Origin of the sequence: Pseudoruminococcus sp. (assembly GCF_047012705.1) — a bacterium.
Taxonomy (GTDB): Bacteria; Bacillota; Clostridia; order Oscillospirales; family Acutalibacteraceae; genus Pseudoruminococcus.
Window position 1 is genome coordinate 1 of record NZ_JBKXNW010000007.1, and the last position, 12,568, is coordinate 12,568.

General features: G+C 33.9%; 13 protein-coding genes. 2 read left to right on the forward strand and 11 right to left on the reverse strand.

From position 1 onward, the window contains the following. Positions 1 to 225: 225 nt before the first annotated feature. From ACLU24_RS07940 to ACLU24_RS07985, 10 genes are all read right to left on the reverse strand, one after another. Positions 226 to 2,325, reverse strand: a complete 2,100-nt coding sequence (locus tag ACLU24_RS07940) for a fibronectin type III domain-containing protein (RefSeq protein ID WP_412611638.1) — start codon at positions 2,323 to 2,325, stop codon at positions 226 to 228. Then, entirely contained in the window at positions 2,310 to 3,002 is a 693-nt protein-coding gene (locus tag ACLU24_RS07945; RefSeq protein WP_412611641.1) for a fibronectin type III domain-containing protein, read from the reverse strand. The genes ACLU24_RS07940 and ACLU24_RS07945 overlap by 16 nt, the downstream gene beginning before the upstream one ends. Further along, positions 2,954 to 3,592: a fibronectin type III domain-containing protein gene (locus tag ACLU24_RS07950; protein ID WP_412612009.1), complete on the reverse strand. Its 639-nt coding sequence runs from the start codon at positions 3,590 to 3,592 to the stop codon at positions 2,954 to 2,956. The genes ACLU24_RS07945 and ACLU24_RS07950 overlap by 49 nt, the downstream gene beginning before the upstream one ends. Further along, the gene (locus tag ACLU24_RS07955; RefSeq protein ID WP_412611644.1) at positions 3,520 to 4,065 is read right to left on the reverse strand and encodes a fibronectin type III domain-containing protein; all 546 of its coding nucleotides are present in this window, start codon (positions 4,063 to 4,065) and stop codon (positions 3,520 to 3,522) included. Before ACLU24_RS07955 ends, ACLU24_RS07950 begins: the two co-directional genes overlap by 73 nt. 169 nt (positions 4,066 to 4,234) lie before the next feature. After that, positions 4,235 to 4,654 (reverse strand): fibronectin type III domain-containing protein, encoded by a 420-nt coding sequence (locus ACLU24_RS07960; protein WP_412611647.1) that lies wholly within the window; start codon positions 4,652 to 4,654, stop codon positions 4,235 to 4,237. 207 nt (positions 4,655 to 4,861) lie between these two features. Further along, a complete protein-coding gene (locus tag ACLU24_RS07965) occupies positions 4,862 to 5,077 on the reverse strand; it encodes a thermostable hemolysin delta-VPH (RefSeq protein WP_412611649.1) in 216 nt (71 codons plus the stop codon). Between the two features lie 108 nt (positions 5,078 to 5,185). Further along, the gene (locus ACLU24_RS07970) at positions 5,186 to 6,100 is read right to left on the reverse strand and encodes a hypothetical protein (RefSeq protein WP_412611652.1); all 915 of its coding nucleotides are present in this window, start codon (positions 6,098 to 6,100) and stop codon (positions 5,186 to 5,188) included. Between the two features lie 148 nt (positions 6,101 to 6,248). Further along, entirely contained in the window at positions 6,249 to 7,058 is an 810-nt protein-coding gene (locus tag ACLU24_RS07975; protein WP_412611653.1) for a DUF7674 family protein, read from the reverse strand. Between the two features lie 113 nt (positions 7,059 to 7,171). Continuing rightward, entirely contained in the window at positions 7,172 to 8,044 is an 873-nt protein-coding gene (gene galU / locus ACLU24_RS07980; RefSeq protein WP_412611657.1) for a UTP--glucose-1-phosphate uridylyltransferase GalU, read from the reverse strand. 51 nt (positions 8,045 to 8,095) lie between these two features. Beyond that, positions 8,096 to 9,151 carry an RING finger protein gene (locus tag ACLU24_RS07985; protein WP_412611659.1) on the reverse strand — a complete coding sequence of 352 codons (1,056 nt, stop codon included), beginning with the start codon at positions 9,149 to 9,151 and terminating at the stop codon, positions 8,096 to 8,098. A 190-nt stretch (positions 9,152 to 9,341) separates the two neighbouring features. On the opposite strand from ACLU24_RS07985, the gene ACLU24_RS07990 reads away from it, so the two are divergent. Next, on the forward strand, positions 9,342 to 10,115 hold the full coding sequence (locus ACLU24_RS07990) for a cohesin domain-containing protein (RefSeq protein WP_412611662.1): 774 nt from the start codon (positions 9,342 to 9,344) through the stop codon (positions 10,113 to 10,115). A 66-nt stretch (positions 10,116 to 10,181) separates the two neighbouring features. Continuing rightward, positions 10,182 to 11,330 carry a D-alanyl-D-alanine carboxypeptidase family protein gene (locus tag ACLU24_RS07995; RefSeq protein WP_412611664.1) on the forward strand — a complete coding sequence of 383 codons (1,149 nt, stop codon included), beginning with the start codon at positions 10,182 to 10,184 and terminating at the stop codon, positions 11,328 to 11,330. A 4-nt stretch (positions 11,331 to 11,334) separates the two neighbouring features. On the opposite strand, the gene ACLU24_RS08000 is transcribed toward ACLU24_RS07995, so the two are convergent. After that, the gene (locus ACLU24_RS08000) at positions 11,335 to 12,474 is read right to left on the reverse strand and encodes a D-alanyl-D-alanine carboxypeptidase family protein (RefSeq protein ID WP_412611666.1); all 1,140 of its coding nucleotides are present in this window, start codon (positions 12,472 to 12,474) and stop codon (positions 11,335 to 11,337) included. Between the last annotated feature and the right edge of the window lie 94 nt (positions 12,475 to 12,568).

Genomic DNA, 12,568 nt, shown 5'->3' on the forward strand with positions numbered 1-12,568 from the left:
CGCGACAGCTTGTTTATAATATCATACCCCAACCCAAATGTCAACACTTTTTTCGGATTTTTTTAAAATTTTCTTTAAAAAATTTTTACATACTAAATATAGCTTTTCAAGCGGTCTATAAACAGAAAATATAGTATACAAACAAAATAAAAAAGAAGAGCAGAGCTTACAAAGATTCGCATGAATCATAATAATGAAAGCCTGCCCTTAATTTTTTAGAAAAATTTATCCGAAGAAGTTCTGTACTGCATACATTACCGAATCAGAATCAATGTCTAAATATAAACCTACTGAAATAGATGTATAATGAGAATTGAGTATATTTGCTCTGTGTCCAGAAGAATTCATCCATGCATTAACGATACTTTCTGCTGTCATATTTGGCTGACAACCTATATTCTCACCCATATAATTGCAAGTAAAATTAAACGCTGTATAAAATTTAGTGCCATTTGGACGAGTATGGTCAAATAAAGTTGCCGTTTCTTTTGCACGAAGCGCAGAACCACTCGCACCCTTTGAATTAACTGACAAAGTTTTTAAACCAGCCTTATTTCTCTCTACATTTGTAAGTCTTATAATTTCACTCTTTATGTTATTTATATCTGTCTGAGAGAATGTGCTTCCCGTAATATTCTGATATGTGCTATATACAGTTGAACCATTAATAGTTTTATATGTACGAATTCTATAATTATACTTTGTTCCTGATTTAAGGTTTCTATCTACAAATTCAAGATTATTTGAACCGCTGACTGTTGCAATAACCTTATAACTTGAATCTGTTGAAAGCTTTCTTTCCACCCTATATCCATTTATATTTTCAATCTGATTCCATGCAACTCTTATTGCTTTATCTGTCCTATTCTCTATTCTGAAGCCATCTGCGTGCATTGGTATGGTATAGGTAGTAAGCTCAGCGTAACCACCAATTACTTTCTTTCCTGAAAGTTCTTTATATGCAGCTACCCTGTAATATTGACTATTACCTGAATAAAGTCCCTCATCCTGATAGCTTACTATATTTCCACCCCCTACAACTTTTCTGACATAGATTTCGCCTGTGCTATTACTTTTCTTATAAATATAATATCCGTCCGCACCGCTTACTGCTTTCCAATTAAGCTTGAGCGAATTCATTTGTCTGTTTGATGAGGTGAAAGATGTTGTTACATCAGGACAAGTTATCGCCAAATGTTCAATTTTTCCACCGATAAGCGTCGAATTATTATATTTCTTATAAGCTGCAACAGCAAACCTATACTCTTTTCCAGAAGCAAGTCCTTTTGCAGAATATTTCAAAGTTTGGCTATTAAGTGTTGACAAAAGTTTATAACTTCCATCATCTTGAGCAATATAAATCTTATATCCATCTACTCTTGCCACTTCGTTCCAAGAAAATGTTATAGAAGACGTAGATTGTGTTTCCGTCTTTATTTTCGATGTCTTATATGGATATGTACAGCTTGAAATTTCTGAATATTCCCCAAGATATTTTTTCTCATTAAGATCTTTATAGGCAGATACATGATAGGTAAATTCTGAAGCCGATGTAAGTTTAGAATCCGTATAGCTTGTTACAGCACCATTGCTTACAGTTGCAATCAATCCATACTTTGTTTTATCAGTTGTGCTTTGTCTATAAATTAAATATCCTGTTGCATTTTCTACTTTATTCCAAGAAAGTCTTATTGTTGCAGCTCCAGTAGGTTTAGCCCCCAGATTTCCAACTAATTCCGGCAATGTACAAGTATCTATCTCTACAGATTCACTCTTTTTTAATACATTATCAATATAGTTATAGGTTACTACCTTATATGAATAAGCCTTTGATGGTTCAAGATTGTTGTCTGTCCAATAAATATTATCACTGTTATAGTTGTTTTCGTCACAGATAAGTCTCTTATATTCAGAATAATCTGTTTCATCTTCAGACTTTTTGTAGACAATATATCCAGATGCACCTTTAGCTGAACGCCATGTTAGCTTTATCGAATTTATTGTATTTTCATCTACCTTTAAACCTTTAACAGCAGCTGTAATAGTTTCTCCGCTTATGTATGATGCCGCAGTATACTTTTTAGTTTCTCCTACAAGTTTATAAGCAAAAACTTTATAATTATAGTGTGTTCCTGAAAGAAGTTTTTCATCAACATATTCTGTTGTAGTGGCATCTAAACTTGCAATTCTGCCATAAGAATCTTTTGTATTTATTGACTCTCTGAAAATCTCGTAACCATCTGCACCAGCAGAACTATCCCATTTAAATTTAAGAGAAGTAGCTGTCTGCTCAACAAGCTTAATATTATTTACAGTTTCAGGCAAAGTATATCTGTCTTTATAGACATATGAGCCATAATATTATATTTATTTCCACATATAATCTTATAAGCCCTTACACCATAAGAACAATCTATACCCGCTTGCAAGCCTGTATCTGTCCATTCACCAATTTCCTGATTATTTATATCCTTTACTTTCTTGTATTCAGTTTCGTTATTAAGTTTTCTTACAACCTCATAACCATCTGCACCGCTCACAATTCCCCATTTAACAAGAATTGAATCTGAGGTCTGTTTTCCTGTAACAACAGTTCTTACTGTTGCAGGACAGGTTCCAACAGCGATTTCCTGATAATCGCCCTTATACCTAATATCACCAACGGTTTTTATAGGTTGAACTCTGAATGTATAATTTCTTCCTGCAACAAGTTCTCTGATTACATACGATTTTGCATAAACACTATCTATTTTCACAAACGTTCCCGGATTTTTAAAAGATTCTTGATAAATATCATATTCTGTTGCACCTGGTGATTCATTCCAAACAAGCTTTATTGTATCTGTTGTAACAGCACTAAGCGTAAGACCTGTTACATCTCCAGGCAAGGTACTTACCGAAATTCCTATATAACTACTATATAAAATAGTATTATTAAATTTTTTAAATGCTCTTACAGTATAATCATAATCCTTACCTTGCTCAAGCCTGTATCGGTCCATTGTACTGTATCCTTACCATTAACCACCTGTACTCTCTCATAGTCCGTAGCGGTCGTCAATTTTCTGTCTATAACATAGCCGTCCGCCCCGCTGACAAGTCCCCACTTCAAAGTTGTTGAAGTTTTTGTCGTACCAGTGGTTATAACCTTCCTGACATTTGCCGGAAGCGTCGCTGTAGCTATATCCTTATACTGTCCCTTATAAGTTTTATCTCCTACTTCTTTAATTGGCTGAACTCTAAATGTATAGTCTCTGCCAGAGGCAAGTTCTCTTATAACATAAGCCTTAATTTTTCCATTCGTAGTGTTTCCGATTTTTACAAATGTTCCGGGATTTTTTGCTGATTCCTGATAAATATCATATGTAGTAGTACCATCAGAAATATCCCAGCTAATCTTTATTGCTGTTGCTGTACGAGAAGCTGTTTTTAGATTTTTAACAGCAGAAGGAAGCGTGCTTGTAGGAATCTTAATATATCCGCTATAAAATATTTGTCCATTATATTTTTTATATAATCTTATGGCATAATAATAATCTTTTCCTGATTCAAGGTTATTATCCGTCCATTTTTTAATAGATGAATCCGGTATAGTTTTAACACGCCTATAATTTTTCTCTGTCTTAAGCCTCTATAAATTTGGTATCCATTTGCACCATTTACAGCACCCCAATTTACTGTAATTGATGTTTCGCCTATATCAGATGCCACTATCTTCCTTACATCTCCCGGAAGTGTGGATGTTTTAATCTCTGCATATGTACCCTTATAAGTCTTATCCTGATAAGATTTAATTGGAAAAACTCTGAATGTATATTCTGTTCCAGAGGAGAGCCCCTCTCTGACGTATGTTGTTGTATTTGCATCTACTGTACCAACCCTTGCAAATGTACCTGGTGTTTTCTTTGATTCCTGATAAATGTCATATGAAGTAATACCATTTGCAGCGAACCAATTTAAAGTAATTTTATCAGCACTGCGCGAACTTATCTTTAAATTTGTAACAGCAGATGGATTTGTACTGCCGGAAACCCATACACTATCACTATAAATTTTTTTCGCCATTAAATTCCTTATATGCCTTAACAGCATAATCACAAGCAGTCCCGGAATTAAGCTCCGTATCTGTCCACTGAGTAGTTTGTGAACCATTTATAGTCTGTATAAGATTAGGTTCAGACTCAGATTCAAACCTTCTGTATATACAGTAGCCATCCGCATTAGTAACAGCACCCTATTTAAGCATAAGCGAAGTATCCGTTATATCTGATACTATTACCTTTCTTACAGTCGCAGGAATTGTTATTGTAGAAATTTCCGCATAATCGCCTTTATAAATTTTTGAATCAACTGTTTTATATGGTAAAACTCTAAATTCATAAATTCTTCCAGATGATAAATTTTCATTTGTCCAACTTGTATTTTTTCCACCCTCAACAGTAGCATATCCATAGAAATTATACGGTTCTTTTGAGGATTTAAGATAAATATAATATCCTGAAGCACCTTCAGATTCATTCCATGAAAGTGTAATTGAATTTGTTTGCGAAGTAAATTTTAAGCCTGTAACCGCTGATGGTATATTATTCGACGCTGTTTCCGCTGCAGAAACCGAAAATGTGCTTATTGGTATAGAGGCACACGCAGAAAACATGATAGCACTTGAAAGTAATATAGCAAATATTCTTTTTAAAATACTTTTTTCATAAACACCGCCCCATTTCAATAGTGAAAATTAAATAAAATATATCACTTTTATAATATAATTATAGCACGGTTAAATAACAAGTCAAATAAAGCTATATAATTTCATTCTTTTTATAATAATTTTTGTACATTTTCTCCTATAGTTTTGAAACGGCTAATCTTCTTTTTTTATTTTAATATTTAGTAAATTTATCAATTGCTCATACTCTTGCCATCTATCCTCTCTAATAGGCATAACAGGATGCTTAAAATCATCAAATACAAGAACTAATGCAGGAGCGATTTTATTATGCCGTTTTGTATAATACCAATCTATCAGCTTTCCCTCACGAATAAGCTTTTTGGCTACGCTATGGTAACTATAATACATAAACATCACCAAATAAATTATTTCCGAAAGATATATATGTTATTCAAAAAAAGGCTTGATTACCTTTTTAGTAATCAAGCCTTTAAAAATTATTTATTTAGTTTTTAATTATTCAGCTGATGCTGATGACATCATAGAAGACATATCTGTCTGCTTATAATCAGCTGGAATTGTAAAGAGGTCAGCTGGAATTTCTGATGTAATCTCATTTACAACCATTTTTGTTTCTACTCCACTCATATTAACCTTAATACCAACAAGCTTCTTAGTTTCCTTATCAAAGTAATATGTCTGTTCTGTGCTAAGTCCGCTTGAGCTTGTCATAGAAACACCATCAGCAAGACTTACATCACTCTTAACTTCATAAACAACAGCATAGCAATCCTTACCATTGAAGTTTTCTACACTATCGCTAACATACTTCATATTCTTTTCTACATCTTCAGTTGAACCGAGTAAACCGCTTGTCATGCTGTCAAGAGATTTTTGAACATCATCTGTTGTTGGTGTATAGTATGCAACTTTATTTTTATCGTCAAGCATCCATTGCTTACCATCAGTAATAACAATCTTCTGGAAACCCATCACAGAATATCCCATATCAACATACATTTTCTGATTAGCTATATCTGTTGCCATTACCATTGTAATTTCTGATGGAGTATCAGAGGAGCTACTTAAACCCATAGATGAAGTATCAACAGTCATATTTATATAATACTTACCATCTTTAACTATATCAATATAACTTTTTTTAATAAGGTCTTTAACATCTGCATTTGCAGAATCAGACTTACTCTCAGTCTCACTATTTGTTTTGCTTTCAGTTTTGCTTTCAGTTTTGCTTTCAGTTTTGCTCTCTGCCTTACTACTATCTTTGCTCTCAACTACGGAAGAAGCTGAAGATGTTGTACCCGTTGCACTTTCAGGCTTGCTTGTTGTTCCTGAAGAATTACTGTTACAAGCTGCTGCTGAAAGAGCTAAAATTGATGCAAGAATTAAAACTGCAATCTTTTTTTTCATAATTTAATACACTCCTTAAAAATTTACGATAGATGTTTATTTTATATCATTAATATTTTACTTCAAAAATATCATATAGTCAATAGGCAAATTGACAAATTTAAATAAAAAAGCGTAAGTTAGATTATAACTTACGCATAAATTTATACTATTTTCCTGCTTGTTGCTTAGCTTCAAGAGCTTCCATAAACATACCTGAACGCTTTTTCTTTGGCTTTTCTGGTTTAATTTTCTTTCCACGAAGTGAAAAAGCTGCAACGATAACCTTTTTATTAGCCTCTGTAAAATTTTCAAGAAGCATTTCACGCTTTTTTTCGTCCTCAATAGAATTAAAGAGAATATATGATATAATTCCCTTAACATCAAGGTCGCCCATACTATAAATATCGTTTAATGACTTGGAAAGTTTTCCAATATTATTTGCACCTTCCTTTGCAACATACTGCTTAAAAAGTGGCAAAATCTTTTCTTTGGCAAAAGTAATTCCTCTAAAATTAGCATAATGTAATTTCTCATAAGCTATATCTTCTTTAAGCTCCGGAAAATAATTTACCATTCTATTAGCCAAGAAAAGAGAATCAACATTTCCGTCATTATCTTTTTTCTTTTTCTTGCGTGTTTGTGTAATAGCCTGTTGCTTAGGACCTTGAATTGTTTCAACAAAATCTGAAGCTATATTATCAGCCTCTCTTTCAGTATCAATCTCTGGGTCAAAGAGCCATGTTGCAACAGATTTCCAGTTATTATCAGGCTCAGCACCAGACATCTCGCATTGGCGAAGAACCATACGCATTTTAGACTTATAATATACTATATTATAAGCCGTATCTTCACTTGTATAAAGTGCTGTAAGTTCTTGATCATTTTGTGAATCTACATTTTGTCTTTTATAATTCTGCTCAACAAGAGCTTTTTCAACCTTATCAGCTACTAAATCGAACGCACTCTGTATTTCCATTTATACTCACTCCCGATAGTTATGCAAAATCACCGACAAGCTTTAATGCAATTATCGGTGATTTTGATTATATCATATTAAAATCCGTTTGTCACTACTCAAAACCTATCAAATTAAAGCTCTGAAGCAAAATTTTTGATATAAGCTCTGAAATCGTCTTTTAGCTCAGGGTGTTTAAGCGCAAGTTCAACAGTGGCTTCAAGAATACCGAGCTTATTTCCTATATCATAACGCTTGCCTGTAAAGTCAACGCCTATCATTCCAACTGTTTGTGCAAGAACTCTCATAGCGTCTGTAAGCTGAATCTCTCCACCGGCACCGGGGGCAGTTTTATCAAGTAAATCAAAAATATCAGGTGTAAGAACACATCTTCCAAGAATAGAAAAATAAGAAAGAACATCTGCTTCTGTTTTAGGTTTTTCAATCATATCTGTACAGCTATAATATGTACCGTCAAGATGTTCAACTTTGAGTGAACTATATTTATGAATATTTTCTTTAGCAACTTCTTTAATTCCAACAACTGCTTTACCATATTTCTCATATGCTCTTATAAGCTGACCGCAGGCAGGGTCTTCGCCGATGATAACATCATCACCATAAAGAACTGCAAAAGGTTCGCCAGAAATAAATGAACGAGCACAGTTGACAGCATGTCCTAAACCCTTTGTTTCCTTTTGTCTTAAAAAGAAGATATTTGCAAGCTTAGAAACTGAAACAACTTGATTATAAAATTCTTCTTTCTTGTCTTCAAGCAAACGACCTTCAAGTTCAGGAGAACGGTCGAAATAATCTTCAATTATATTCTTACCTCTGTTTGTTATAATAAGAATATCTGTAATACCCGAATTAACAGCTTCCTCAACGATATATTGAATAGCCGGCTTATCTACGATAGGGTACATTTCTTTTGGCATACTTTTTGTTGCAGGAAGAACTCTTGTTCCTAAACCTGCGGCAGGGATAACAGCTTTTGTAATTTTCAAAACTACACTTCCTTATTTTAAAATTTTTATTTTTATATTGATAGATAATATTTAGTGTATAAAAAATTGTGGCAGGAATGACAATAGCATATCGCATATAAGCAGACAAACTGCAAGTGCGTTATTTGTGCCACCTTTTTCCATAAGTTTTTCATTTAATTTTTTCTTATTGCTTTCATATACCTGTGAATCGTCAGAAACCCCATTAGTAATTGCTATAGATTGTTCAGATTTTATCGCTTTTATCCGTTTAATAACAAATTTATAATATGACCTGTTTGCAGTAAAACCTATTATCAGCATTATTACAAAATTCAAAAATGATAATGCATATGGAAGAATAGCGATAAGTCCTTGGTCAAAAGGCAACTGACAAATTGCATTAAAGAAATCCATAACAGTATATCCTCTCGGATATGCTTGGTTAAGATTTTGAGCAACAGTATTAAGAACACTTGCAGAAATAAAATATGTCGCATAAGTTATCGCCATTGCTAAAATTGCCATAATTGCGGTTATTATTCCGCCAGAAACATATTTTTTTCTATATAGCATCCAGCCTCCGCCGAAGAGAAAGGCGGCAAAATTAAATCTGCTCTTACCAGTATCTTTTATACGCTTGAATATTCCCATATAATATATGGTATTATTCTTAACATATTTTGAAAGTTCCTCACCGCTAACGCCGTCAAAATCTTCATCTGGCTTAACACCTGCCATAAGGTCAATCTTTATCGGCGTACCGCCGCCAAAACCAGGGAATCCCTCAAAGTCCTGATTAGGATTACCACCGTTATCATTCATATTTTGATATTGATACTCTATAAAACTTCTTCCACACTGTTCACAAGCAACTGCGTTTTCGTCGTTCATATGACCGCAAAATTTGCATTTTTTGGTTTTAGTGTTTTCCTGTTCGTTTTGAGTATTATCTTCTTCATCTTTCCAAGCCTCATTGCTTCTATGCAAGTCAAGGAAAATACATCTTCCTTCCTTTTCATAACAGCTTCTATGATATGGTGCACCACATTTTGGGCAAACAACTATATCATCATCAGCCTTGAATTTTTCGGAACAAATGGGGCATTTTTTTCCAGTATAGTCCATATTCCCCTCCTACTATGCAATTTTTCTATTATATTATACTATACTTTTAGACTTTTTGCAAGTAAATATATAATTTTGCAAAATCTTCACTTAATTCACCTTTTATAATAAAATTCTATTTCTTGCAATACATAAGAATATCACTTATAATAATTTCGTAATATAATTCTATAATTTGGAAGTGATTTTGATGAAAAAAGTTCTTGCTTTTATTTTTGCAGTTTTTATGTTTTCTATACCTTATTATGTTTATTCTGCTTATGGGCTTTATTTTGATTTAGAATATAGTGGAGATAAAATTCAACTCAATAGAGGTTTTGATATATATTTCAACGCTAAAAGTAATTCACAGACTAAAATTTCAGCTTTAAGACTTGATATTCAATATGATAATTCTAAAATTAAATTTCTTTCAGCAACAGCAAATACGGATATAGATACTTACGAACTAGAGAGCGGAACTGTAAGAATAGTTTGGCTAAATAACAGCGGACAAACTATATCTTCTCAAAGTGAAAGGCTTTTCACTATAAGATTCAAGCCATTAAACTCAACTGATAATGCCTCTTACAATTTCTCAACCAAAATTTTTGAAGCAGTCAATTCTGATGCAGAATATCTTACCATAGAAAATTCACCATCTATAACAGTCAGTAAAAGTGGTGATGTAATAAGCTCTGCAAATAATACAAATTCTAAAACTGAAAAAAGCAGGGTTGAATCCGGCAATAAAAGTGAAAACCCAAAGTCTCAAAGTAATTCTAATGAAAAATCTGAAACCAAACAAAGTAATGAAAATACAGAAGAAAATATATCAGACATTTCAATTGGAAATAGAAAATCAATAAAATCAGAAAATGGCTTTACATATTTTATCTTTGGCGCAGGAGGTATGCTCATTCTTGTAGCATTAATATTTCTTGCATATAATCTCGGCAAAAAGCATAATAAGAAAAACAAATAATAGAGTTATATCATAAAAACACCTTGCATAAGCTTTATAAAAGATTATTATTTGGACGGTGTTTTTATGAAATTATGGAAAAGAACAATCGCCATTTTTCTGTCCACATTTTTTATAACTGCTATGCCTATCAGTGTTAATGCTCTTGAAGAAACTGCTATAACTGCCCCATCTGCCGTACTTATGGAGCCTGAAACCGGAAAAGTTTTATTTGAAAAAAACTCACACGAAATTCGTGCCTGTGCTTCAATCACGAAAGTAATGACACTTCTGCTTGTATTTGAAGCAATAGATTCTGGCAAACTTTCTATGGACGAAACTGTTACAGCAAGTGTCCATGCAGCATCTATGGGCGGTTCTGATATATGGCTTGAAGAAGGCGAGACAATGACGGTTGATGAAATGATTAAGGCAACTGTTGTTGCCTCAGCCAACGACGCCGCTGTTGCTCTTGCTGAACATCTATGCGGAACAGAAGAAGAATTTGTTGCAAAAATGAATCAACGAGCAAAAGAACTTGGTATGAAAGATACTACCTTCAAAAACTGCAACGGTCTTGACGAAGAAGGTCATCTCACAAGTGCCTATGATGTAGCACTCATGTCCAGAGAACTTATAAAACATAAGGATATTTTTAAATATACCGGAATATGGATGGATTATCTTCGTGACGGCAAGACTCAGCTTGTAAATACAAATAAACTTCTTAAAAGCTATAATGGCATAACAGGTCTTAAAACAGGTACAACGGGCGATGCGGGCAGTTGTATCACTGCAACAGCCACAAGAGGAAATCTATCCTTAATCGGAGTTGTTCTCGGAAGTGCTTCAGGAAAAGAAAGATTTACAGATGCAGCTACAGTTCTTGATTATGGTTTTGCAAACTATTCTATGTATACACCAAAAGCACCTGATGGAGCGGTAACAGATATTCAGGTTGTTGGCGGTATGCAAGGCACTGTTAAAACAGCCGTAAATGAAACTACACCTATACTTATCAAGAAAGGCGAAGAAAAGGGTATAATAGAAAAGCTCAATCTTCCTGAAAGCATAGACGCACCTGTTAAAAAAGGTGATAAGGTCGGCTCTGTTGAATATACTCTCGATAAAAAGAAAATCGCCGAAAGCCCTATTACGGCTGACGGCGACGTTGAACAAATGACCTTTTGGTCTGTTTTCTCTGTAATTTTTTCAAATCTTCTGACTTCAAGATAGCTTTCTATTCTTCTGATTGCTCAGTGTAGCTGAAATCAATTTTATTCTTCTTAAAACCAAGCTTTGCAAGCATAAGCGTATCATAATATTTTCCGTAAAGCTCAGGTGAATTCATTGCAGCGGTAAGCATAGTTTTGCCATCCTTTGTAAATGATGAAATAACACAGCTTCCTGCCTCATCTGTAAAGCCTGTTTTCATACCATCTGCATATTCGGAATAACAATCCTCACCTTGATTCAAAAGCTTATTAGAGTTTACCCAGTAAAATTCTTCTCCACTTTTTAGCTTTTGTGTTATCTGATAAGTTCCGCATATTTCCGAAATCAATGGTACAGATTTTGCATAATTTGCAATCTTTACCATATCGAGAGCGGTTGTATAATGGTTCTTATCGTGGAAACCGTCAGGATTTACGAAATGCGAATGTTCTGCACCTAATTCAGTGGCTGCATCATTCATAAGTTCAGAAAAAACTTCTATTGCATCTTTCGCAGGAAGCTTATCATTTTCCTTAAATTTTCTTGCAGATGCTACGGCAATAGTATATGCCGCATCATTACCTGACGGAAGAATCATTGCATATAAAAGCTGTTTTGTTGTTAGCTTTTGACCTACCTCAAGTCCTGCAACGCTTGAATCTTCACCGATAAGTGTTATTTCATTTCCTACTGTTATAACCTCGTCATTATCAAGAATTTTATTTGCAACAATAGCAGTGAGAAGCTTTGTTGTACTTGCAGGATAGCACTTCGCGTCAGCATTTTTCTTATAAAGAATTGTATCATTCGCAGCATCATATAGAACTGCATATTTAGAGCTTAATTTATCACTGAGTGTGGTATCCTTCATCAACTTTTCAGTATACTTAAATTTATTTGAATAATCAGGCAATTTAGGGTCTCGCTTAGGAATATTCTCTGATATCTCCGAAGATTCTGCCTTAATATCCGCCTTGCTTTCAACAGAGCCTTGCGATGAGCTTGGCTCTGTTGATGCTGTCTGAGGTTCTGTTTTAAGCAATGACCACACAAAAACTGTTCCTGCTGCAAGAACTAAAAGCGTCAGCAATACAGTCGTAACTTTAAGGGCAGTATAATTTTTTCGCTTTCTCACAGCATATCTCTTATTTCTCTGGACTTTCATATATTAAAATCTCCTGTTAGTTTGTTTATTATTATAGTATAACATACCACTTAAGAAAAATCACGCAATTTATACATAAACCAAATTTTACAAG

Coding starts and splice junctions, on each gene's coding strand:
- ACLU24_RS07945 (WP_412611641.1), bottom strand. CDS start 3,002: ATGGACCGATACAGGCTTGAGCAAGGTAAGGATTATGATTATACTGTA.
- ACLU24_RS07955 (WP_412611644.1), bottom strand. CDS start 4,065: ATGGCGAAAAAAATTTATAGTGATAGTGTATGGGTTTCCGGCAGTACA.
- ACLU24_RS07960 (WP_412611647.1), bottom strand. CDS start 4,654: ATGTTTTCTGCGTGTGCCTCTATACCAATAAGCACATTTTCGGTTTCT.
- ACLU24_RS07965 (WP_412611649.1), bottom strand. CDS start 5,077: ATGTATTATAGTTACCATAGCGTAGCCAAAAAGCTTATTCGTGAGGGA.
- ACLU24_RS07970 (WP_412611652.1), bottom strand. CDS start 6,100: ATGAAAAAAAAGATTGCAGTTTTAATTCTTGCATCAATTTTAGCTCTT.
- ACLU24_RS07975 (WP_412611653.1), bottom strand. CDS start 7,058: ATGGAAATACAGAGTGCGTTCGATTTAGTAGCTGATAAGGTTGAAAAA.
- ACLU24_RS07985 (WP_412611659.1), bottom strand. CDS start 9,151: ATGGACTATACTGGAAAAAAATGCCCCATTTGTTCCGAAAAATTCAAG.
- ACLU24_RS07990 (WP_412611662.1), top strand. CDS start 9,342: ATGAAAAAAGTTCTTGCTTTTATTTTTGCAGTTTTTATGTTTTCTATA.
- ACLU24_RS07995 (WP_412611664.1), top strand. CDS start 10,182: ATGAAATTATGGAAAAGAACAATCGCCATTTTTCTGTCCACATTTTTT.
- ACLU24_RS08000 (WP_412611666.1), bottom strand. CDS start 12,474: ATGAAAGTCCAGAGAAATAAGAGATATGCTGTGAGAAAGCGAAAAAAT.